Source organism: Massilia rhizosphaerae (assembly GCF_016093545.1).
Lineage (GTDB): Bacteria > Pseudomonadota > Gammaproteobacteria > Burkholderiales > Burkholderiaceae_D > Telluria > Telluria rhizosphaerae.
Genome location: NZ_JADKYX010000011.1, coordinates 122,587 through 144,094, shown reverse-complemented (window position 1 = coordinate 144,094; position 21,508 = coordinate 122,587). Strand labels below are relative to the sequence as shown.

General features: G+C 57.6%; 21 protein-coding genes and 2 pseudogenes. 12 read left to right on the top strand and 11 right to left on the bottom strand.

The features are described 5' to 3' along the window. Window positions 1-168: 168 nt before the first annotated feature. The 4 genes from ISF28_RS17220 to ISF28_RS17205 form a co-directional block, all read right to left on the bottom strand. Window positions 169-1,572 (bottom strand): MATE family efflux transporter, encoded by a 1,404-nt coding sequence (locus ISF28_RS17220; protein WP_198118400.1) that lies wholly within the window; start codon window positions 1,570-1,572, stop codon window positions 169-171. A gap of 84 nt (window positions 1,573-1,656) precedes the next feature. After that, window positions 1,657-2,562 carry a c-type cytochrome gene (locus tag ISF28_RS17215; RefSeq protein ID WP_229519158.1) on the bottom strand — a complete coding sequence of 302 codons (906 nt, stop codon included), beginning with the start codon at window positions 2,560-2,562 and terminating at the stop codon, window positions 1,657-1,659. Window positions 2,563-2,673: 111 nt separating this feature from the next. Next, window positions 2,674-2,889, bottom strand: a complete 216-nt coding sequence (locus ISF28_RS17210) for a hypothetical protein (RefSeq protein WP_198118399.1) — start codon at window positions 2,887-2,889, stop codon at window positions 2,674-2,676. Next, complete coding sequence (locus tag ISF28_RS17205; protein ID WP_198118398.1) at window positions 2,870-3,388, bottom strand: hypothetical protein; 519 nt, start codon at window positions 3,386-3,388, stop codon at window positions 2,870-2,872. The genes ISF28_RS17210 and ISF28_RS17205 overlap by 20 nt, the downstream gene beginning before the upstream one ends. A gap of 209 nt (window positions 3,389-3,597) precedes the next feature. On the opposite strand from ISF28_RS17205, the gene ISF28_RS17200 reads away from it, so the two are divergent. Genes ISF28_RS17200 through ISF28_RS17190 form a run of 3 tightly spaced genes read left to right on the top strand, consistent with a single transcriptional unit; the run spans window position 3,598 to window position 4,955 of the window. Next, window positions 3,598-4,089, top strand: coding sequence for an Hcp family type VI secretion system effector (locus ISF28_RS17200; protein WP_198118397.1), 492 nt, complete (start codon window positions 3,598-3,600; stop codon window positions 4,087-4,089). Between the two features lie 9 nt (window positions 4,090-4,098). Next, window positions 4,099-4,584 (top strand): penicillin-insensitive murein endopeptidase, encoded by a 486-nt coding sequence (locus ISF28_RS17195; RefSeq protein WP_198118396.1) that lies wholly within the window; start codon window positions 4,099-4,101, stop codon window positions 4,582-4,584. Further along, window positions 4,581-4,955, top strand: a complete 375-nt coding sequence (locus ISF28_RS17190; protein WP_198118395.1) for a hypothetical protein — start codon at window positions 4,581-4,583, stop codon at window positions 4,953-4,955. Before ISF28_RS17195 ends, ISF28_RS17190 begins: the two co-directional genes overlap by 4 nt. 194 nt (window positions 4,956-5,149) lie before the next feature. Here the strand turns inward: ISF28_RS17190 and ISF28_RS31235 are convergent, their stop codons facing one another. Together ISF28_RS31235 and ISF28_RS31230 are read right to left on the bottom strand one after the other, a co-directional pair. Continuing rightward, on the bottom strand, window positions 5,150-5,248 hold the full coding sequence (locus tag ISF28_RS31235) for a transposase (protein WP_370663455.1): 99 nt from the start codon (window positions 5,246-5,248) through the stop codon (window positions 5,150-5,152). Window positions 5,249-5,352: 104 nt separating this feature from the next. After that, window positions 5,353-5,541 (bottom strand): annotated as a pseudogene (locus tag ISF28_RS31230) (transposase domain-containing protein); the annotation flags it as partial. A 410-nt stretch (window positions 5,542-5,951) separates the two neighbouring features. Between ISF28_RS31230 and ISF28_RS17175 the strand changes: the two are divergent. Then, window positions 5,952-6,878 (top strand): restriction endonuclease, encoded by a 927-nt coding sequence (locus ISF28_RS17175; RefSeq protein WP_198118392.1) that lies wholly within the window; start codon window positions 5,952-5,954, stop codon window positions 6,876-6,878. A 370-nt stretch (window positions 6,879-7,248) separates the two neighbouring features. Here the strand turns inward: ISF28_RS17175 and ISF28_RS17170 are convergent, their stop codons facing one another. Continuing rightward, window positions 7,249-8,493 carry a hypothetical protein gene (locus tag ISF28_RS17170; protein WP_229519157.1) on the bottom strand — a complete coding sequence of 415 codons (1,245 nt, stop codon included), beginning with the start codon at window positions 8,491-8,493 and terminating at the stop codon, window positions 7,249-7,251. Window positions 8,494-9,018: 525 nt separating this feature from the next. On the opposite strand from ISF28_RS17170, the gene ISF28_RS17165 reads away from it, so the two are divergent. From ISF28_RS17165 to ISF28_RS17130, 8 genes are all read left to right on the top strand, one after another. Continuing rightward, the gene (locus tag ISF28_RS17165; protein ID WP_198118391.1) at window positions 9,019-9,969 is read left to right on the top strand and encodes a DnaJ C-terminal domain-containing protein; all 951 of its coding nucleotides are present in this window, start codon (window positions 9,019-9,021) and stop codon (window positions 9,967-9,969) included. 3 nt (window positions 9,970-9,972) lie between these two features. After that, a complete protein-coding gene (locus ISF28_RS17160) occupies window positions 9,973-10,281 on the top strand; it encodes a chaperone modulator CbpM (RefSeq protein ID WP_198118390.1) in 309 nt (102 codons plus the stop codon). 56 nt (window positions 10,282-10,337) lie between these two features. Continuing rightward, the gene (locus ISF28_RS17155; protein ID WP_198118389.1) at window positions 10,338-11,669 is read left to right on the top strand and encodes an Nramp family divalent metal transporter; all 1,332 of its coding nucleotides are present in this window, start codon (window positions 10,338-10,340) and stop codon (window positions 11,667-11,669) included. A 91-nt stretch (window positions 11,670-11,760) separates the two neighbouring features. Next, window positions 11,761-12,336 (top strand): type 1 glutamine amidotransferase domain-containing protein, encoded by a 576-nt coding sequence (locus tag ISF28_RS17150; RefSeq protein ID WP_198118388.1) that lies wholly within the window; start codon window positions 11,761-11,763, stop codon window positions 12,334-12,336. 135 nt (window positions 12,337-12,471) lie between these two features. Next, complete coding sequence (locus tag ISF28_RS17145; protein ID WP_198118387.1) at window positions 12,472-13,059, top strand: type 1 glutamine amidotransferase domain-containing protein; 588 nt, start codon at window positions 12,472-12,474, stop codon at window positions 13,057-13,059. A 73-nt stretch (window positions 13,060-13,132) separates the two neighbouring features. Beyond that, window positions 13,133-13,711, top strand: a complete 579-nt coding sequence (locus ISF28_RS17140; RefSeq protein WP_198118386.1) for a helix-turn-helix domain-containing protein — start codon at window positions 13,133-13,135, stop codon at window positions 13,709-13,711. A 2-nt stretch (window positions 13,712-13,713) separates the two neighbouring features. Next, window positions 13,714-14,229, top strand: a complete 516-nt coding sequence (locus ISF28_RS17135) for a GNAT family N-acetyltransferase (RefSeq protein ID WP_198118385.1) — start codon at window positions 13,714-13,716, stop codon at window positions 14,227-14,229. Window positions 14,230-14,360: 131 nt separating this feature from the next. After that, entirely contained in the window at window positions 14,361-15,719 is a 1,359-nt protein-coding gene (locus ISF28_RS17130; RefSeq protein ID WP_198118384.1) for a hypothetical protein, read from the top strand. A gap of 1,005 nt (window positions 15,720-16,724) precedes the next feature. Here the strand turns inward: ISF28_RS17130 and ISF28_RS17125 are convergent. From ISF28_RS17125 to ISF28_RS17110, 4 genes and pseudogenes are all read right to left on the bottom strand, one after another. Then, complete coding sequence (locus tag ISF28_RS17125; RefSeq protein ID WP_198118383.1) at window positions 16,725-17,750, bottom strand: hypothetical protein; 1,026 nt, start codon at window positions 17,748-17,750, stop codon at window positions 16,725-16,727. A 38-nt stretch (window positions 17,751-17,788) separates the two neighbouring features. Beyond that, window positions 17,789-18,894: pseudogene (locus ISF28_RS17120) on the bottom strand (IS3 family transposase). A gap of 77 nt (window positions 18,895-18,971) precedes the next feature. After that, complete coding sequence (locus tag ISF28_RS17115) at window positions 18,972-20,402, bottom strand: RES family NAD+ phosphorylase (RefSeq protein ID WP_198118382.1); 1,431 nt, start codon at window positions 20,400-20,402, stop codon at window positions 18,972-18,974. 299 nt (window positions 20,403-20,701) lie between these two features. Then, window positions 20,702-21,457, bottom strand: coding sequence for a site-specific integrase (locus ISF28_RS17110; RefSeq protein WP_198118381.1), 756 nt, complete (start codon window positions 21,455-21,457; stop codon window positions 20,702-20,704). Between the last annotated feature and the right edge of the window lie 51 nt (window positions 21,458-21,508).

The following is a 21,508-nucleotide window of genomic DNA, read 5'->3' as shown; positions in this document are numbered from 1 at the left end:
TCAATGTCAGGTGCGTAACAACACCCGACATCATCCTGCGTCCGCAGCGCAACATCGTGTCAGGCAGAGGTGTGCCGCCGAGGGCTACCGCACGAAATTGCTTCAAAGATCGTGCACGAAAAAGTGCTCTGACCCCGAATTCAGCGAAAAAGTGCTCTGACCCCGAATTCAGGGGTGGCGGATGCGCAGCTTGGACAGCTGGTTGAGCGTCCACGCGAGCAGCACGGCGGCCACGGTCAGGCCCAGCACGAGGCCGATCCAGAAGCCGGTGGCGGCCATCGGCTTGCCCGGCGACCACGGGAACCAGTCCGGCGCCAGGCCGAGGATCCAGCCGACCGGCAGGGCGACGCCCCAGAATGCGATCATCTGGATCACCATCGGCGAGCGCGTCACCTTGTAGCCGCGGATGGCGGACGCGGCCGCGACCTGCGTGGCATCGGACAACTGGAACAGGGCGGCGAACAACAACAGCATCACGCACGTGGCCTGCACGGCCGTGTCCGACGTGTACATCGCCGCGATCTGCCAGCGGAACAGGGCGATGCAGATGGCCGACAGCAGGCCGAACGCGATGCACATGCCCGTGCCGACCCAGGCCACGAAGCGCGCGCGCACCGGATGGCCTTCGCCCATCGCCTGGCCCACGCGGGTCAACGCGCCGATGCCGAAGCTCAGCGGCACCATGAACACGAGCGACACGAAATTCAGCGCGATCTGGTGCGCCGAGACCTCGATGACGCCGAAGCGCGCCACGAGCAGGCTGATGATGCCGAAGGCGCTGACTTCCGCAAAATACGTGACGCCGATCGGCAGGCCCAGGCGCAGCATGCTGCCGATTTCTTTCCAGTTCGGACCTTCCCAGCGCGTGAACGGGTAGGTCAGGCGGTATGCGTCGGACACCTTGATCCACAGGAGCATGGCGCCCAGCATCAGCCACATGCCGGTGGCCGTCGACACGGCGCAGCCGAGCGCGCCCAGCCTGGGCAGGCCGAATTCGCCGAAGATGAACAGCCAGTTCATGACGATGTTGTAGAGCAGGCCGCCGATGGCGATGACCATGATGGGCTTGGTCTGGTTGATGCTCGTCGTATAGCCGTACAGCGCGCGGTAGCAGGCGAACGCGGGCATGCCGAAGCTGATGATGTGCAGGAATGCCGACGCGCGCCCGGCCACGGCCGCGTCGAGGCCGATGTGGTCGAACACGAGCGTGCACAGGTTCGCGGCCAGGCAGCCCGCGACGCCGACGCCGGCACCCATCCACAGCGATTCGCGCACCGAGTGCGAGATGCGGTCGTAGCGGGCGGCGCCCATCTCGTGCGACACGACCGAGTTCACGGCCATCATGATGCCCATGACGGTCACGAGGATGATCGACCACACGGACGTGCCCAGCGACACGGCGGCCAGTTCCGCCGCGCTGACGTGGCCCGTCATGGCGACGTCGGCCACGCCCATGCCGACGGTCGCGAGCTGGCCCACGAGCATGGGCCACGACAGGCGCCACAGCGTGGCGATCTCGGTGCGGACGGGATGCGCCGCGCGGGCGCCGGTGCTGGGCAGGTTGGTCGTCATGATCGGCTTGCTGGGGAAACCGATCATTTTACTGAGGAATTGCCAAGCCGGTGTGACCGCCGCGCGCCGCGCGCGGGGCGTGTTTCAGCGCTGCGCCAGCGTCGTCCCCGGCACCGATTTCAGATACATGTACAGCGCCCGCAGGTCCGTGTCGTCCATCTGCCGGAACGACCCGAACGGCATCGCGGCACTGATCGCGCTGCCGTCCGGCCGGTGGCCCGTGCGCAGCATGGTCATGAACGATTCCGGCGTCGGATAGCGGTTCATCGCGCTGCCCTTGCCGGGCGCCAGCCGGGCGGCGGGCGGCCACGACGGCGCCGCGCCGGGGACGCGGCCGCCGGCCAGGTCCGCGCCGTGGCAGCCGGTGCAGGCGGCGGCGACATAGGCGCCGTACGCCGGCGTGACGGCGGCGGGCACGGCCTGCGGCGGGACGAACGCGTGGTCGATCTTTTCGGAGGCGTCCTTGATGACGCCGAACGCATACAACGCCTTGACGGGCACGGGCACGTCGATGACGGCCTTCACGCCGGACACGGGCCGCATCTGCTCCAGGTAGGCGACGAGCGCCGCCATGTCTTCGTCGCTGAGGCGGCTGTAGTCGTCGCTGGGCATGATCATGACGGGATTGCCGTTCGGCTTGACGCCGTGGCGCACGGTGCGGACCCAGTCGACGACGCGGTAGTGCGCGGTGGTGCCGTTGGGGCCGGCCGTGATGTTGGGCGCGACGACGAGCATGCCGCCGTCGCGCACGATGGTCTTGCCGGCGCCGTCCGCACCGTGGCACTCCGCGCAGCCGCGCGTGTTGTACAGGTAGCGCCCGTGGTCGACGCGCGCGACGTCCGGCACGATGTCCAGCGGACGCACGACGAGCGCGATGCTGCGCGCCATCTTGCGTTCCCCCAGCACATTGCCGACGCCTGCCGTGGCCGCGCCCAGCAGGGCGAGCGCCGCCAATGCGATGCTCGTGCGCTTGACCCACTTGCTCACCATGATTTCCCCCTTGTTGGACGAACGGCAACACGAGGAATCTAGCACTGCCGTTCATGGCCGGATACTGGTTGAAATGCTAAACACGGCCAGGGCGGCGCGATGCGTCATGCGTCAAGCGCGCGTCATCGATTGCTTCGTCCGTGAAGTTGGTGAGCCACTGCAGTTGCATTTCAAGCCCCTGACGTTCTGCAGCGCGTTCTGGACGGCGGATTGCGTGCCGCCGGCGAAATTGTCCCTCTCGCCGTCGACGGCCCGCAGGCGGTCGCTGGGCAGCGTGCGGTTGTCGTTCGACACGCAGGACGACAGGTCATACGTCGCCCATGCCATAGGCCGCCTGCACGCGCGCATCATAGTTCTTCGCGAGCAGCGCGAGGATCGACCCCAGGCTGAAGCCGCCGACCACGATGCCCTTGCTGCAATCGGCCTTCGCCCGCGCACACAGCTGCGACACGGCGCTCAGCGCGCTGTTCGGATCGAACATGCAGCTCGACTTGGCGCTCAGCACGGAGCAGGTGCCGAACTGCGATTCGGCATAGTTGACGGTCGCCGCGACATTACCCTTGCTCGCCATATCGTTCGCGGCCGCCATGGCCGCCGCATTGTTGTAGGTCTCGCTGGTGCCCACGATGTAGATGAATACGGGACAGGGGCCGGTCCCGGACGGTTCCACGCCCGCGATGCTGTAGCTCATCGAACACGAGCCGCCCAAGGTGGAGGCGCCGTTGTAGCTGCCGGCGAAGCTCGCCGTCTGGGCGGCGGCGCCGGCTGCGGCCGTGATGGACAATATGCTTGCTGCGATCAGGGATCGGTAGCGCTTGTTTGGCACGGCTAGTCTCCATTCGATGAGTGATGAGTGATCTCCGATGCTAGGCCGCGCAGATGCATGCATCAAACGGCACGACATGGCGTCAGGAGACAAGTCCGTGCTTTCCGGAGCCCGGTCCTGTGACCTCGTCAAATGTTGTTACTGGTCAAATTTTCAACTCGGAAGAGATGCAAGATCAGTGCTTTGAACTTGCTGACATCGGAGGGGCCATGGCCATCGACGTTTACCTGCAAATCGACGGTATCAAGGGCGAGTCTGCAGACTCCACACATCAAGGATGGATCGAGCTTTCATCTGTGAACATGGGCGTTGCCCAGCCAAAGAGCGCGACTGCGTCAACAAGCGGAGGCCATACAGCTGAGCGGTGCGAACACCGAACCCTTTCGATCAGCAAGCTGGCTGATCTGTCATCGCCCACTCTCATGCAACACTGTTCCATGGGCAAGACAATTCCAAAAGCGAAGCTGGAGTTTATGCGGGCGGACGGCGACGGAAAGCCGGTCAAGTATTACGAGGTCGAGTTGGAAAACGTGATGATCGCCAGCATGGATCAGACGGTTCACGAGGGGAGCGTTTTGCACGACAAAATTGGTCTACGCTTCTCGAAGGTGAAGTGGAAGTACACGCAGCAAAAGATTAGTGGCGGTGCCGGCGGAAGCACGGTCGGCGGATGGGATCTTGCCTGCAACAAAGTCGCATAAGGAGTTGCCATGCCTGACGGAATTCCGATCCAGCCGAAGGATTCGCGCGGATATTTCATGCTGCCGCAAGCGCCTGAAGACGCAGGTTATTACGTCTACGGCACGCCATTGCACGGCGCGGGACAATACGGCCATCCAGTGCTGCTATCGGTGCTGTTCTGGGTGGAACGTGAATGGCAGGCCATCGACAACCGTAAATTTGGAATTGGTAACATCAGCCAGGCAGGCGGCCCGGTGTACCCTAAACATCACAGCCACATGAACGGTTTACAGGTCGACATACGGGCGCTTCGATTCGATGGTCAACAGGTTCGTGTCAGTCGATTCGAGCATGATCAGTATGACCACGCTGCCACGGCAAAGCTCATCGCAATTTTCCTGTCGCATCCGTCGGTGAGACAGGTACTGTTCAACGACCCGGATATTCATGGGGTAAGGCCATGGGAGGGGCACGACGACCACTTTCATGTTGACATTAGGGTGTCCGTTAAATGAAGCAAAAGATCTTACTTATCGCCGTCGCAATGGTACTGTCTGCCGCAAGTCGTGCGCAGGAAAAGCCTGTTTACCCGGCGCCGTCGAAGCCGCTTAAAGCCGAATATACGATCTACTCCGGTGGTCTGGGCGACGAGCAGGCGCCGACCAAAGATGAGCGCAAGCTATCTATAGAAATCAGTGGTCAAGGTGCAAAAGAGATTTTCGATTCATTGTACCCGGATGCAAAGGTCACATGTAGTGCGGAACCGGGAGAACGACTGCGCCGGAAGGGACATGTTTGGTGTTCCTTCTCGCCCTCTGATGGATATAGGTGCTTTATTGGGTTTAATCTGCGCACAGGGGAGAGCATTGCTGGCGGTAGCTGTTAGCCCCCGATTAATCGCGCTGTTAAAATCGCCCTTTCGAGAGCTCTTTTCGCGACGCGAGCTGTATAAATCGGGGTCAGTCAGAAATTCTGTGTGCGGGGCCAGAATTCGTAGTTAAAGTAATTACGCAAAATTTATCGTGAATTCAGCCCCGAAACCTTTCATCAGTGACTGAATTTCGTTAAGATCTGCTCCGTTCACTCAACGAAGCGGCGCCAGAAGTACTTAGCATGCGTCCACATGATCTCAATGCGATTGAGCTCCGGGCTGTACGGCGGCAGGTAGGACAAATGCAACCCTTGCTTGGCCCATCAGCGTCGGCATTTTTCCATTTCTTGCCCCTTGTGGATCGCGGTATTGTCGAGCAGCACGATGCGCGGTACCGAGTGCGGTAAGTCCACTATCTGACCAAAAAAGCGATCAAATCTTCGCGCCTGGTTGGCAACTGCTGGGTAGTCCAGATCAACTGCCCGTCGTGGCGTAACGCTCCCAATACCTTGACCCGCTGATGGTGCGCCAATGGCTCGACTGAACGGGTCTGACCAATCCGGACCCAGCCAGACTGCACCGGCGGGTTTGGGCTAAAACCCGATTCGTCAAATTACAGCAGTTCGCACCGGTATTCATGATCGAGTTGGTTCAGCTTCCCCATCAACTTGCAGGCGTGGTCGAACGCCTCTTGGTTCCGATTTATTTAAACTGTGGCGGTAGCACTTGCATACTTCAGCGAATACCTGGGATTTATTGAAATCTGTACAGTCGAAGCCGAAGCGCTGATCGAAGTCGCAACCGCAACACGACGGAAGCTGCCGCGAAGTGTTTGATTCGCTGCAGCGTTGCGGTCTGCACAATCCATGCGGATGCAGCGAGCTTTACTCCTTCTGCCACAATAGGACTCAAGAGCAAGCATACGTTCATTCTTCAACTGTTCCAATTTTTACCTTTTCGGCTTGCTGTGGTAAGGTTTAATATCTCTTTATTTGACCTAGCTAAGCCAACATGACCAACGACATGTCCACTTTCGAACGTCCGGGTATAGCTTTTGAGAAGCTGGTCGCGGCCATGCAGGCTCAGATCGATCCGACTTCTACCGTTACACACAACGAAGTGATTATCGACCGACTTGGACATCATCGGCAATTTGATGTGGTCATACGAGGACGGTTCGCAGGTCAGCCTATGCTTGGTGTAATTGAGTGTAAAGATTTAAAGCGGAAAGTGGGTAATCCCGAGGTTGATGCTTTTGTTACGAAAGCACGGGATGTAAACGCGAACTTCAAGGTTTTGATGTCTCGTTCTGGGTTTGCAAAGCCAGCATTAGAAAAATGCGCAGATTATGGTATTCAGGCTTTATCTCTTTTAGAGCGCGATGTAGCAAACAAGCAGTTTTTGATCTGTACGCGTTGGACTGCTGACGTAAGGCGGTGGGGAGGACTTAACGTATGGTTGAATTTTTGTGATGATGTAGCGCCAGTAACGAACCTTATTGTTGAGGAATTAAAAATACGTGGCAAGAGAGTTTTGGACAGTATTACGAACTTTCTATTGAAGCACGAAGACGTAATGAGCGGCGAAACTGAAATCGTTCAAATGATTTCCAAGTTTGAAAGGCCGCAGCTTATAGAAATCAAGCCGGGCCTTCAGCGACTGTGTGAAAGTATCGTCTTTCGAGCAGAAAGGGTGACTAGACAACTAGAATACCGAGTTGAAATAAAGGCGGACGGATTTTTTGATTGGAATAGTCGCGAAGTTACTGTCCCGCCTAATAAAGTCATTGCAACTGAGCACGTGCCAACTGATTTTTCGTTGTGGGAGCCCAGATCGGATGGTACTTGGAAGACAGCAAATTTTATTGAAATGCATCTCGAGATTTCCGAGCGCTGGTTTGAGTTTGTAGAAGACGCGATTGACCTAGATGCATTGTAATGGCGTTGCTTGCGTTGCAAAAATGTACTGTTAAATTATTTGAAGCCAGTCGGTGATCCCCAATTAATAGATACACGATCAGAAGTTATCTGTTGAACTGATAGCTACGTATGGAGATCCAATGACTTGAGATCAAACCGACAAGACTGTCGCGAAGGCCATTGAGGCACGCAAGATCATTCAGGAACTGCGTGACGCTGGCCTGATCAAAGATAGCTATTACCCACTATTCACTTAAGCTTGAACGCAATCGCAAAGAAGCTTAAGAGAACACCGTCAGAGTAGCCAGGCCAGAACAATAGATGATATCTTAGTTTTGCGCATTTCAATTACATCTTCAAATAGTCTCAAGAGTGGCTTCTGCGTGAATTCAACTGTGTCGGTTCGTTGTTGGTACATCAAACGCGAGAACAGTTAAAAGCATTTCGCGGTTGCGGTCATCCCGATTTGCGAAAACATACCTAAATGATGTTTCCGATGAGCCTGGGGCATCTTTTTTGTAGTTCGGATGCGCACGTACGACTCCAGGAATAGAGGCAAGAACTTTAGAAAAGTCGCGATTGCGATTGAAAATGACAACGGCGGTTTTTGTATCGCGCCAAGAGCTGTATCCCAACAACTGATCAATTGTCTCCATGAGCTTTTTAGGTCCAGACCAAAACTTGCATTCAGCTATAAAGATGTTCTTTCCTTCAGAGCGAATGAGAATGTCAGTTTTTCCTTCATAGTTAAAGGTCTCTCCGGTCGCTTGGCCTTGATAATGGCCATTCAACTGCACTAAGAAATGTGATCGTAACGCTTCTTCGTCAACGGCTAGAAAGGCTGAAGGGCTGAGTTCCATCACTTGGGTCATGTTCTGCATAACTCCTAGGATGTGCTCATAGTCTACGTTAGTCAGCGTAGGCTCAGGTTTGTAAGGTGCAGAGCTTGCCTGTGGCATCACTGGAGTGATCTTTCGCCTTACCTCTGGCGTGACATACGTCTTGGCCGCTCCATCACGTTCCTTCATTTTGAAGCCCAAAGATGAGACCACATTTCGATCAGCGAGTAGCTTGATACGCCTTCTTTCAATAGCCTGGCGAGCTTCTCCAAAGAGCTTGCTGTTCAGTCCGCTGATATCATTCCTAAGTGTAGATAAATAGCCTTGAATCGAAACGATGGTGGTGTCGATTTGGGCCTTTACCGCTTCGGCTTGCAAGCTTGCGCCTACTATCTTGAAGACAATATTTGATCCATAAACTTTTGCGCGTGGTGGATTAAGTGAGTAGTGCGTCGGTTGTATTTTGAATGCGTCTGCCTCACCACTAAACGGAATTTCCACTTCTATTTCTGTTCCCGTTACAAAATGTGGGCCACCGTGGTCGCTGAAAAATCTCGTTCGGTCATGGCTAACGTCAACGCGTGCTTCACGCTGATCAACCACCAAGTTTTCGACATCAATTTGCGGTGGAGCGATCGAAAACTTCTCGGTAAAATACTGGGCAAGATCATCAACTGATGTGTTTAGAAGCCTGTCTCCATTAAGACGCTCAATTTCATTCGCCATTTGTTGGCGCTGATTCCGGTCAACCGAAAACCAATCCATTTCGCAGAACAAATAGTCTTCCCTAGCCAATGTTAACTCCAACGAGTTATGTAGATAAGTTCTTATGCTGCCACAGTGTTGAAGTGTAGGCAATGATTATTGCCGCTCTTCTTAAGGACACCTCGAAAAACCGTCGCTAGCGGCCGCACTGCCGTTCGAGAAGCGCAGCTGTACGAGTAGTACAGCCGGTCCGCCGTAGCGGAGCAACGCGGGACGGCAGTAATAACGCCGTCAAGATCACGATGACGGTCCCGCTACCTTGTGGCGAGCTGGTGTCAAACGCTGCTGACACGACGATTCATGACGTCCTGTCACGTGTTGCAGGTTCGCGGAGCTAGCTATCTCGGCTTTCCATCGATCGATGATGTGCTGGAAGGGAACCGTTACCCTAAGCCTCAGCTAAATTAATGCTTAGCTTGCGTTAAGCTTTCCCTGATGTGGGCCAGGGGCGCAGCTTTCTCGCCACCAAGCGTCTGGTAAGTAGTAATTGAAAAGCAAGCACCCCGCCTCAACATACGGGTCAATCACCATCCAACCCGACCGGGAGCTACGCTCGTGGAATACAAGGACTATTACCAGACCCTTGGTGTCGAGAAATCGGCGACCCAGGACGAGATCAAGAAGGCTTACCGCAAGCTGGTGCGGCAGTACCACCCCGACGTCAGCAAGCACAAGGACGCGGACGCGAAGACCAAGGAAATCAACGAGGCCTACGACGTGCTGGGCGACGCGGAAAAGCGCGCCGCTTACGACGAGCTGGGCCGCGGCCATCGTCCCGGCGAGGGCTTCCAGCCGCCGCCGGACTGGGGCACGCAATTCGATTTCGGCGGCGCCGGCGCGGACGATTTCTTCAACGACCTGTTCGCCCACGTGGGCCGGCGCTCGCGCGGGGGCGCGGGTGCGGGCCCACGCGGGCAGGCGGGCGGCGGCGGATTCCAGATGCCCGGCGAGGACATCCATGCCGCCATCGCCATCGACCTGCGCGACGCCTATCAGGGCGCCACGCGGACGATCAGCCTGCGCATCCCGCAGCACGACGCGCAGGGCCACGTGACGATGCAGGACAAGACGCTGTCCGTGAACATCCCGAAAGGCGTCACGCCGGGCCAGCAGCTGCGCATGCGCGGGCAGGGGCATCCGGGCTTTGGCGGCGGGCCGGCCGGCGACCTGTACCTGGAAATCCAGTTGAACCCCGATGCGCGTTACCGCGTCGAAGGAACGCACGTCTACCAGGATGTGCCGGTGGCGCCGTGGGAAGCGGCGCTCGGTGCCAGCATCTCGGTGGCCACGCCGTCCGGCACGGTCGAGGTGACGGTGCCGGCCGGGTCGCAGAGCGGACGCAAGCTGCGCCTGAAAGGACGCGGCATTCCGGCCAAGACGCCGGGCGATTTGTACCTGATGCTGAACGTCGTGTTGCCGCCCGCCACCAGCGACCGCGCGCGCGAGCTGTACGAGGCGATGGCGCGCGACCTTGCCTTCAACCCACGCGAACGCATAGGAGCTTGAACGATGCATGACGATATTCTCACCGGCGTGTTGCTGGAGGACGCGGCGCTGACGCTCGACGAACTGGCGCGCGCCTGCAACGTGGAGCCGGACTGGGTCGTGCGCCACGTCCATGCGGGCGTGCTGGGCAGCGAGCTCAGCGTGCAGGTGACGACCTGGCGTTTCCGCAGCGGCGACCTGGCGCGCGCCCGCCACCTGCTGCGCGTCGAACGCGATTTCGACGCCAACGAGGACCTCGCCGCGCTCGTGGTCGACATGGCCGACGAGATCCGCCGCCTGCGCGCGCGCATGCGCGTGCTGGGCATCGGCTAAGCTGCCGAGCTCGGGAGGGAACACGGGAGATTTTCGTCCCGTGCTATCTTCCCGCTATGCTCAAACTACCGACCAACGCCAACGCGCCGTTCTGTCCGTCGGAAGTCTCCGGCACCGTCAATGTGCCGGAGAACGATCCGCTATGGAAAAAGATCGTGCGCTATGCGGGCCCTGGCTTGCTGGTGTCGGTCGGTTACATGGATCCGGGCAATTGGGCCACCGCCATCCAGGGCGGCTCCCAGTTCGGCTACGACCTGTTGTTCGTCGTCGTGCTGTCCAGCCTGGCGGCCATCGTGCTGCAATGCCTGAGCATGCGGCTTGGCATCGTCACCGGGAAGGATCTGGCGGTACATTGCCGCGAGCAATATTCTCCGGTCCATGCGAAAGGCTTGTGGGCGTTCGCCGAGCTGTCGATCATCGCCTGCGACCTGGCCGAAGTGCTCGGCTGCGCGCTTGCGTTCAAGCTGCTGCTGGGCGTGTCGCTGCCCGTCGGCGTGGCGCTGACGGCGTTCGATACCATCATCGTCCTGGGCCTCAAGGGCAAAGGGTTCAGGCAGCTGGAAGCCATCGTGCTGGGCCTCATCGTGACCATCGCCGTCTGCCTGTTCGCCGAGCTGTTTCTTGTCGATCCGGACCCGCGCGCCGTCGTGGCGGGCCTCGTGCCGTCGCTGGAAAAGCTGGGGCAGCGCGATGCCCTGTATCTCGCCATCGGCATCCTCGGCGCGACCGTCATGCCGCACAACCTGTACCTGCATTCGTCCGTCGTGCAGACGCGCGTCATGCGCCACGACCTCAACGAGGATGGCGGCCGGCTTGCCGAGGCGATCAAGCTGTCGCGCATCGACACCATCGTGTCGCTGTTTCTCGCGCTGTTCATCAACGGCGCGATCCTCGTGCTGGCCGGCGCCGCGTTCTACAAGCCGGGCGGCGGCAACGTGATGGACATCGACCAGGCCTATTACCTGCTGGCCCCCGTCGCGGGCACGGCCGCGGCCGCCATCCTGTTCGGCCTGGCGCTGCTGGCGTCCGGCCAGAGTTCCACGTTCACGGGCACCATCGCCGGCCAGGTCATCATGGAAGGCTTCTTGAAACTCAGGATTCCGTGCTGGCAGCGCCGCCTGATCACGCGCGCGCTGGCGCTGGGCCCGGCCATGGTCGGCGTGCTGACGCTGGGGGACCACGCGATCGGCAAGATGCTCGTCGGCAGCCAGGTCGTGCTGAGCCTGCAGTTGCCGTTCGCCATGTATCCGCTGATCCGCCTGACGGGACGGCGCGATCTGATGGCGCAGTTCGTCAACGCGTGGTGGACGTCCGCGCTGTCGTGGTTCCTGTTCGTCGTCATCTCCGGCGCCAACCTGTGGATGGTGTGGCAGGCGCTGTCCGGCTGACCCGGCCATGTCTTGCGCGCGCCGTTCCGGATCGGGCAAATCTACAATCGCTTCCTGCCTAGCCATTTTCGAACGCTGACATGGAGGTTACATGCAAAAAGGAACGAACCAGGCCCTGCAGGGCAAACGGGTGGCCATCCTCATGACCGATGGCGTGGAGCAAGTCGAATACACGGGCCCGCGCGGCTTTCTCGAGCAGCAGGGCGCCCAGGTGACGCTCGTTTCCCCCAAGCCCACGGGCGACGAGATCCAGGGCTTCAATCACCTGACCCCGGCCGACAAGTTCAAGGTCGAACTCGACGTGCGCGACGCCCGCCCGGGCGACTTCGACGCACTCGTGCTGCCGGGCGGCGTCGCCAATCCGGACCAGTTGCGCCTGTCGATGGAGGCGATCACCTTCATCCGCGAATTCGGCCGCGAGGACAAGCCCATCGCCGCCATCTGCCACGGCCCGTGGACGCTCATCGACGCCGACCTCGTCACCGGCAAGCACGTCACCAGCTGGCCCACCTTGCAGCTCGACCTGCAGAATGCCGGGGCCGAATGGACCGATGAGCCGGTCGTCGTCGACGGCAAGCTCGTCACGAGCCGCAAGCCGGACGACATCCCGGCCTTCAACCAGGCGCTGCTGAGTGAACTGCAGACGGCCGGACAGACGAAGCACTGACGCGTTTTGACGTGAACCAAACGCCGGCCGCATGCGCGCCGGCGTTTTTTTGCGCGCTCGCGGCGTGCGACGCCTCCGGCATCCCCTGCCTAGAATGGTTGATCGTCCCGATAGATTCGACCAAAAGGAGTTTATATGGAACAAGTTGCCAGCAAGCCCTTGCAAGGCAAGCGCGTCGCCATGCTGATGACGGATGGCGTGGAACAGATCGAATACACGAGCCCGCGTTCCTTCCTGGAAGAGCAGGGCGCGACCGTCGTCCTGCTGGCGCCCAAGGCCGCCGGCGACGAAGTGCAGGGCTTTCATCACATGCAGCCGGCCGACCGCTTCCGGGTCGAGATGAACGTCGGCGACGCCAGGCCGGCCGATTTCGACGGCCTCGTGCTGCCGGGTGGCGTCGCCAATCCGGATCAGCTGCGCATGAGCAGGGAGGCGATCGATTTCATCCGCGATTTCGATGCCGAGGACAAGATGGTCGCGGCAATTTGCCATGGTCCCTGGACATTGATCGATGCGGGCATCGCCACCGGGAAGCACGTGACCAGCTGGCCCAGCCTCAAGCGCGACCTGACGAATGCGGGCGCCGAATGGACCGACGAGCCCGTCGTGCTGGACGCGCGCCTCCTCACGAGCCGCAAGCCCGACGACCTGCCCATGTTTAACGACATGATGCTGAAGGAATTGCTCGTGGCACCGGGGACGGATCCGGGGCCGACATCCTAGTTTGTCCATTATGCTGGATATTTAATCCAAAATAGTTGACGGAAAATCTTTCATACTGGAGAATGCCTCCATTATGAAAGATGATGCTTCCGTCAACGGGCGTATCGCCCAACAAGTGCGGCTGCTGCGCGGCGAGCGCGGCCTGTCGCTGGATGCGCTGTCGAACCAGTGCGGCGTCAGCCGGTCGATGCTGTCGCTGATCGAGCGCGGCGAGACGAGCCCGACGGCCGTGGTGCTCGACAAGCTGGCGGCCGGCCTCGGCGTGCCGCTCGCGTCGCTGTTCGACGATCCGGCCCGCAAGACCGAGCCCGTCGCGCGCCTGGCCGACCAGGTCACGTGGCAGGACCCGCACTCCGGCTATCTGCGCCGCAATGTCTCGCCGGAAGGCTTCCAGTCGCCGACGCGCATCGTCGAAGTGACGTTTCCGCCGCGTACGCGCGTGACGTACGAGGCCGGCGCCCGCACGCCCGCCGTGCTGCAACAGATCTGGATGCTCGAAGGCCGGATGCAGATCGCCTATGGCGCGGAATCCTGGCTGCTCGACACGGGCGACTGCCTCGCCATCCCGCTCGACGCACCGAATTCCTTCCACAACCCCGGGGACGTGCCGGCGCGCTATGCCGTCGTCCTTACCACGCTTGCCAGGAGCTGATCATGACTTGCCGCGTTCGCCGTCTTTCGAGCCTGACCGATCCGGACATCGAAGGGCTGGCCGCAGTGTTGTTCGACTGTGTCGAGGGTGGGGCGTCGGTCGGGTTCATGCAGCCGTTCACGCTGGGCCAGGCGCTTGCCTGGTGGCGCGGGCTTGCTGCAGACGTCGAGGCCGGCAAGCGTTTATTGTTGGTTGCCGAGGATGAGCACGGCATCGTCGGCACCGTGCACCTTGTGCTGGCGATGCCGGACAACCAGCCGCATCGGGCCGACCTGTGCAAGATGCTCGTGATGCGGCGGGCGCGCAAGCAGGGCGTCGGCGCGGCCTTGATGGATGCGGCGGAGCGGGAGGCGCGTGTGGCGGGCAAGACGTTGCTGGTGCTGGATACGTCCAGTCCGGATGCGGAGCGCTTGTATGCGCGCATGGGGTGGGCTCAGTTGGGTGTCGTGCCTGGTTTTGCGTTGTGGCCCGAGGGCGGACTGTGTAATACGACGTATTTTTATCGACAACTCACCTGAGTCCTTGTTCGTCTTCCTGTTCCTGTTTGAGACATGTCATGCCAGTCCCGCTGGCCGCAGCGTAGTTTTACGTTGATCACATCGGGGAGCCTTGGTTTGCTATAGGCAACGTTCATTCAGGAACGGGGGCAATGATGAAGCGGCGGATATGGTGGTCCATTCCGGTCGTGTCGGTCGTGGCGTTGGCGGCATTGCATGCCGCTTCGCAAACCGATGAATCCAGAACGTCCGGCGAGACCGGGGAAAGCCGGGCGCTGACCCCGATCGACCGCAAGATCGCGGACGACGCCAGGCATGCCGTCGCCCAGGGGCGACGAACTTTCCGCTTCGATACCTTTGGGGACGAGGCCTTCTGGGGCGACACGATCAAGCTGCACCAGGCAGTCGAGGGAGCGCGTTTCGGCGGCGTCGGCCCGGGCGTGAGTCCGAAAGCCGCCCTGGCGATCGGGCTGAAGGTCGATGTCGACGCGCTGCCGCCGGCGGTGGTCGATCGTCTGAAATCCGGCAAGATCGACCTGAACGATCCCGCCAACACGCTCGCCTTGCTCAAGGCAAATGCCGTCGTCGGCGTGACCGGTCGGTTCGATGCGAACGGCCGCTTACGGACCATGGGGGTGCAGTGCGCGCTGTGCCATTCGACGGTCGATGATTCTTTGGCACGCGGGATCGGCCACCGGCTCGACGGCTGGGCCAATCGTGATCTCAACGTCGGGGCGATCGTGAATCTGGCGCCCGATCTCAGTGCCGTCGCGAAGATCGTGGGCAAGACCGAAGGCGATGTGAGGAACGTGTTCGCTGCCTGGGGGCCGGGAAAATTTGACGCCGAATTCCTGCTCGACGGGAAAGGTTTTCGTCCAGACGGCAAATCAGCGGCGATCTTGATCCCGCCGGCCTTCGGCCTGGCGGGCGTCAACCTGCACACATGGACGGGCTGGGGATCGGTCACCCACTGGAATGCGTTTGTCGCCAACCTGGAAATGCACGGCAAAGGGACCTTCTACGATCCGCGGCTGAATGACCCGGCCCAGTTTCCTGTCGCCGCACGCAACAACTTCGGCAACATTCGCAGCGACCCCGATCTGATCAGCGCGAAGCTCCCGGCTCTGCACTTCTACCAGCTCGCCATCGTCGCACCGGCGCCGCCGCCCGGCAGCTTCGACGGCAAAGCGGCGTCGGTCGGCAGGCGCATTTTCGAAGGCAAGGCACGATGCGCCAGCTGCCACGTTGCGCCGATGTTCACGGAACCAGGCTGGAATATGCATACGGCGCAAGAGATTGGCATCGACGAGTTTCAGGCCAATCGGGCGCCGGACAAGCGGTATCGGACCGCGCCGCTGAAAGGTCTGTGGACGCACACCAAGGGCGGCTTTTATCACGACGGGCGCTTCTCGACGCTGCTCGACGTGGTGAACCATTACGACGCCCACTTCAGCCTGGGGTTGTCGGCGCAAGAGAAGGCGGATCTCGTGGAGTATTTGACATCGATTTGAACATTAAGGGCCAAAAGCAAAGCCCGGCTCGCTTGCGCGAGACGGGCTTTGTTTTTTTTGGAGGTCCACTAACAGATCAATGATGCCGTTATAATGCCCTACACTTAACAAGAAGAAATTACACTACCTCGTTTTTCATGAAGAGCCTGTTTGTTCCTCTTGCTGCTTCACTCTTGCTGTCGGCGTGCGCAGCTACCGCTCCTGGCCAACTGAAGGATTCCGACTTCGTTTCTCGCACGGTCAGCATATCATTACCTGTAACAACTGCTGTGAGTTCGTTCTACGAGGGCTTACGCTATTGCGGCACTGAAAGCGGAGGGCCTGTCTTTGTCACGGCATACCATGGCATTCCTGAGTGCAGCCCTGTACGCCCCGACGGGTCTGTTACGTGCGACCTTTACCAGCCGAGCCCTTATGGTGGACGGTCGAGCTCCGTATTAGGACGTGCTGACTTTGCGCCCACACCGGACGGTACTGCACTTACCCTACGGATTCACACTTATGTCGCATCGAAGGCGCAGCAGCCTTCCTTCGATGCTTGGGAAAAGATGGCGCGCGGCAAGGTAAAAGAGGCCTGCTCGAAATAGGCAGGGCACAGTACTCGCAGACGGCGGTGTGCCGGAAGGGGCGGAACCGCTTGTATGGCTCTATGCGATGCCCGACGGCTGCTGGCACTGCCATGCGGAAGTAGAGGATTCTGTACCTGTTGCGATGTAGCGATGATGTGACTTTGATAGCCATAGATGGTCTGTCTTGGGACATTCATTAGGGCCACCAAGCCAAGATCGAACATGCAAAAAATAGAAAAACCGCTGACGAATCAGCCGCCTATCGGAATACTGGTGGAGGACGAGGGAATCGAGCCCTCGTTCAAGTCACCAGCTAAGTCATTGATCCGCCCCGGTTTTACACCTGATCTGGCTTGATCTTGGTATCCCGTTCGGGACACCAAACCGGGCATTCTACCATCGTCACAATCCGGGTTCCGGTACTGTGCAGGGGGCTTCATGGCTTATTTTTCATAGGCTTAATGAACTCGGACAAGCCCAAAAGTGCCTTCGTAGCATTTAGAAATTTTTTGCAAAGTTCTTCGGTCGCAACGTTATAATCAGCCATATGCATTACCTGATTCCGAGTGGTAAACAGCGCCTTGAGATCTTTTTTAATATTATCAAGTTTATTTAAGCCTATCTCATTTAATGATTCAGGGAATATTTTTTCACTAAATTCAGAGATTCCAACTCGTTCAATCTTATCTATCAGATATGAATTTAGCGTTTCCGGTAGGCGTGACATTACGATGCGCCGGATATATAGTTCGGTGGCCACTGCCATGTCGATCAGTGATCTGCGATATTCGCCTCGATCGAGATACTCTTCTGCCTCATGAAGAATAGTGATGTATGGTTCAGCCTTCGCCCCTTTCCGGAGTCTTAAGGCTGACTTCCGCCAGTTTTCGATACTAAATGGTTTTGATCCGGGAACTTTAATAACTGTGGTGCCAATCCAAATCTTGCGATTGCTCGCGACGTCGTGCAAATAAGTTGACCACCCCGAATTATTCTCCGTCACTTCGTAGCGTCCGATCGAATAATTATCGCTCGTCCATCGCAATACGGAAAGCCAATATTCGAACGCCTGCGCCGCAAGAACTTGATGATTCACGCAATAAGAATTTAGTTGTTCCTGAACATCGGGGGTAACCAGTTCGTAAGCATTGCAGTGTTGTGTTAAGACCGCAGGGTTAAGAGTCGCAACTGCACCTAGATTGACTTCTACATCCACTTTGTGGACGTGGTAGTACAGTGGAACTTCGATCCCTTCGATTACTCTATAGGCACTCCGTGACGCTATTTGATCAAACCTGCTTGGTCGATCGACCTGGCTCTTCTTAGGAAGGCGGATTGTAACGGTAGCATTTGCAAACTGGAATTTATGGAATTTTCCTATGAGTTCTGGCTCAATCTCGAAATTGCGAGTTATAAAGCGGTTCCATGACCTAAGCTGAAGCTCTTTTTCGGATGTGTTCATTGTGACTGGTGAACTTTTAATGAATCGCCACGAGTTTGCTAGACACTCGACAGCTGCTGAAAATACTGCTTTTCGTACTCGACCGGCGACAAGTCATCGCTGAAGCTGTGCCGCCGCTTTGGATTGTAGAACATCTCGATATAGTCGAAGACGTCCTGCTTTGCCTCTTCACGAGTACCATACGTTTTACGACGAATCCGTTCCCGCTTGAGCAGTTGGAAGAAGCTCTCGGCAACGGTGTTATCGTTCCAGGAAGTCGCGCCAATCGTAGCTGCTGAATTGACTGCCCTGGTCGGAATGCACCATCACCGTATTCTTGGGTTGTCGACGCCAGACAGCCATTAAAAGTGCGCTCATCGCGAGCTCGCGATCAATACGCGAACTCATCGACCAGCCGACCGCCTGGCGCGAGAACAGGTCAAGTACCACGGCAAGATAGAGCCAGCCTTCGTACGTGCGGATATACGTAATGTCCGTCACCCAAACCCGATTGGGCTCCTGCACGTCGAACTGGCGCTGCAAATGATTTGGCGCCACCAGCGAAGGTGCGCCGCCGCGTTTGTACTTGCGCTTGGCGTAGCCGGTCTGCGAGCGGAGTCCGGCCGACCGCATCAGGCTGTGGACGCGATTGATACCGCATTGTTCACCCAGCTCGCGCAAGTCATCGCTGACCTTGCGGTAACCGTACACGCTGCCGCTTTCCAGCCACGACTCCTTGATGGGAACCAGCAGCCGCTTGTCTTCTTTAGCGCGGCGGCTTTCGGGGTTCAGGCGCCAGGCATAAAAACCGCTGGGATGCACGCCGAGCACCTTGCACAGCCGCGGCACTGGGAATTGGTCCTGGAGCTCAGCAATGAAGGTGTACCTTACCCGGACGTCTTGGCAAAGTACACCGCGGCCTTTTTCAAGATGTCGCGCTCCTCCGTGACGCGCTTCAACTCGGCCTTCAGGCGCCGCTATTCCTCTGCCTGAGAATCCACCGTCTTGCGCTGCTCATCGGGCACACCGTAGCGCTTTACCCAGGTGTAAAGGCTGTGCATGCTCACCCAAGACGCTCCGCCACCTCGCTCGCCGGATGACCGCGCTCCGCCACCTGCTTGACCGCCGCGATCTTGAATTCCTCTGCGTACCGCTTTCCACTCATATCTTCTCCTTGACCCAGAATTATGGCTCAGGAGCGTCTACGATACTGGTGGCGATTCAAGGCGTAAGGCCCGCTCATCAAAAACCTGGTTCGCCGGTGAACTCGTGGTGCCTGACCTCAAGTATTCGCTTAGAGTACGAAACTCCGAGGATCTCAATGACTTCAACATTTTCGGTTCGAAGGCGGAGAGTTGCCACCGACGGGATATCAGTATCAAAGGTCGATGTGACTGAACTTAGCCAATGATTATCGGACGTGTTGTTCCGAACCTCGTCTATATCTTCCGCAGGCAGCTGGACGGAGACGGCATATGATTCCTCTCCATCATCGTCAGGTGGAAGGTGGTAGCTCGCGAACTTGGTGCCAGGCGGATACTTCGGTAGCTCAACGAAACTTGCGTGATTGAAAAGGGTAATGTTTTTCCCGTTGCCTCCTCGCTGAGATGATTTGAAAATGATGCCATCGAGTTGCGGCTTGATAGAGCCGGCGAGGTACTCACAAACCGCTTGCGAAAGCAAATAGTCAAAATCTTCTCCTCCGGGAATTACTGGCATTGAAAACCGGCGAGACAGTAAAGCTAAAAAAGAGCATTTTTCGAGGTCGGCGCTGTAGCCTGGGTTGAAAAGACTTTTCGTTACGTACAACTTCCCTAACGCATCAAGGTCAAGTAGCTTCACGGCACGTACTAACTCGAACTGGCCTATGACAACTGAACTACCTACTGGTGCCCGTACCTCAGCCAAGCATGTGTCGCGGTCGCAAGCGCCGTAGAATACCGATATCCCAGCTGCATTCATTCGTCCAGCGCGAACTTTACGTCCAGTCGGAGCGCCTAAGGTAGCAGGCAAGCCGGACAGGATTTCTTTCACAGACTCGCGATTGACTGAAACTCGCGCTCGATAGATTTCTCGTGCAATCTTCGAGCCAGGTTCGACAATTCTAATTGCCTTTCCATTGCGGCCGTCTTTTATATGAATGTCCGAGAATAGACTATCTAAGAAACTCCTGAGGCCCGTGTTAAAAAAGCGCGCGGAATGGTGGAGTCCATATGTTAGACTTTCCCACGTTTTTTCCGACTCTTCTTCATCTCGGCCTACGCTCTCATAACGCGCTTCGGAGTTAAAGGGCGCCTCAGCTCCCGGATTGCGCCGCTCGTCGACTTGGTTGGCTGAATCTAGGGCGTTAATAACATCTTCTGCAATCTCGTACGAGACGTTGACAATATCTGCAACTATATCAATAGGTGCCTCTCCTTCTCGTTCCCAGTCATAGTCATTCTCGTCATCCGCAAGCAACATAGATTCATACGCGTTAGGCTCATTCGGCGTTAGAGAGTAGCTATGATCGAAGACGGTGGATACGTGATCTGCAATGTATTCGATTGGGAAAACACTAGTGTCTTCCTCTCCACAATAAGAGCATTCCTTACCTTTCTCGCCGAAGAGCCTAGTTTGCTCTGAAAGATAGCTCTCACCGATACATTCGAAACAGATAAGTTTATTAGGCAAGGTCGTTGTCCTAGTTATTTTGTTTTAGATGATTTTTCAAATAGACTTTGTCTATTTTATGAAGACATAGTCTGCCTGCAGAAGAGTGACGCGAAAATGTCAATGCCGCCAAGTTCCTGAGAGTGGATGGTTTAGCATAGTATGCGGTCAGTTTCAGGCTGCAAGCAAGTAGTTCGCGCCTGTTTATCCGGTCGCCCCGACTTTGCCGATCTTCACATCTTCGAACTTGGGGATGATCCGCCAAACGTCTTGTGGCGGCTGGAACTCATCGACGATCTGCTTGCACCTCACGAGGTCTTTCACGTTCCAGTAGATGTTTGACGCAATCGTCCGTCCCTCATGCCGACGATTTGCGCGATGGACAGTTCCGGCACCCCGTCGTTGAGCAATGATGATATGAACGTGTGTCGGAACGAGTGGAAAGCCTTTGTATGGGTTTCCATGATGCCGCACCGCTTTCCAAATTGTCCGAACCAATCTGACGGCTTCTTGGCGTCGCCATCTTTTTCATAAAATTTCAGCATCGGGAGGAGACGCTGTTGGCCCTGATCACGCAGGCGCTCGACGTAGCGTATGAGGCCGACCTCGATCAGTTTTTCGTGAACCGGGACCTGGCGGCAGACGTTATTGTTCTTGACCCGCTGAAAATCTTCTTCGTCCCTAATGTTGATGTAACGGACGCCGTCAGTGACCTCAAAGTCGGACAGGTGGCGCTGGCAAAGCTCATTCGGCCGTGCGCCGGCAAACAGCCCCATTATTGGGAGCCAATACGCGTACGTGCTTTTGTGTTTGCGTTGAGCGTGTTCAGCCGCCCCGAAGATCTTTGTCAGTTCCTCGACCGTGAACGGTTCGCGCTTCTTCGTCTTGCTATCGTCCAAGCCGCGCCCACTAAACGGGTTGTACCGCAGGGCGTACTTTCGCTTCGAGATCGCAAATTTGAACAGACCGCTGATCCGCTCGACGTACCTGTTGAACGTCTCGGTACTGATCGGCGGCGGGTTTAGCTCGATGATTTCTGCGGTGGTTTTGCCCCTGTACGCAGACATCTTGTTCATATTCGCGGGCAGCTTCTTGAGCGTTTCGATGAAGGTTAACGCCTGCTGTTC

Coding starts and splice junctions, on each gene's coding strand:
- ISF28_RS17220 (WP_198118400.1), bottom strand. CDS start 1,572: ATGACGACCAACCTGCCCAGCACCGGCGCCCGCGCGGCGCATCCCGTC.
- ISF28_RS17215 (WP_229519158.1), bottom strand. CDS start 2,562: ATGGTGAGCAAGTGGGTCAAGCGCACGAGCATCGCATTGGCGGCGCTC.
- ISF28_RS17210 (WP_198118399.1), bottom strand. CDS start 2,889: ATGGCATGGGCGACGTATGACCTGTCGTCCTGCGTGTCGAACGACAAC.
- ISF28_RS17200 (WP_198118397.1), top strand. CDS start 3,598: ATGGCCATCGACGTTTACCTGCAAATCGACGGTATCAAGGGCGAGTCT.
- ISF28_RS17195 (WP_198118396.1), top strand. CDS start 4,099: ATGCCTGACGGAATTCCGATCCAGCCGAAGGATTCGCGCGGATATTTC.
- ISF28_RS17190 (WP_198118395.1), top strand. CDS start 4,581: ATGAAGCAAAAGATCTTACTTATCGCCGTCGCAATGGTACTGTCTGCC.
- ISF28_RS17175 (WP_198118392.1), top strand. CDS start 5,952: ATGACCAACGACATGTCCACTTTCGAACGTCCGGGTATAGCTTTTGAG.
- ISF28_RS17160 (WP_198118390.1), top strand. CDS start 9,973: ATGCATGACGATATTCTCACCGGCGTGTTGCTGGAGGACGCGGCGCTG.
- ISF28_RS17155 (WP_198118389.1), top strand. CDS start 10,338: ATGCTCAAACTACCGACCAACGCCAACGCGCCGTTCTGTCCGTCGGAA.
- ISF28_RS17150 (WP_198118388.1), top strand. CDS start 11,761: ATGCAAAAAGGAACGAACCAGGCCCTGCAGGGCAAACGGGTGGCCATC.
- ISF28_RS17145 (WP_198118387.1), top strand. CDS start 12,472: ATGGAACAAGTTGCCAGCAAGCCCTTGCAAGGCAAGCGCGTCGCCATG.
- ISF28_RS17140 (WP_198118386.1), top strand. CDS start 13,133: ATGAAAGATGATGCTTCCGTCAACGGGCGTATCGCCCAACAAGTGCGG.
- ISF28_RS17135 (WP_198118385.1), top strand. CDS start 13,714: ATGACTTGCCGCGTTCGCCGTCTTTCGAGCCTGACCGATCCGGACATC.
- ISF28_RS17130 (WP_198118384.1), top strand. CDS start 14,361: ATGATGAAGCGGCGGATATGGTGGTCCATTCCGGTCGTGTCGGTCGTG.
- ISF28_RS17125 (WP_198118383.1), bottom strand. CDS start 17,750: ATGAACACATCCGAAAAAGAGCTTCAGCTTAGGTCATGGAACCGCTTT.
- ISF28_RS17110 (WP_198118381.1), bottom strand. CDS start 21,457: ATGAACAAGATGTCTGCGTACAGGGGCAAAACCACCGCAGAAATCATC.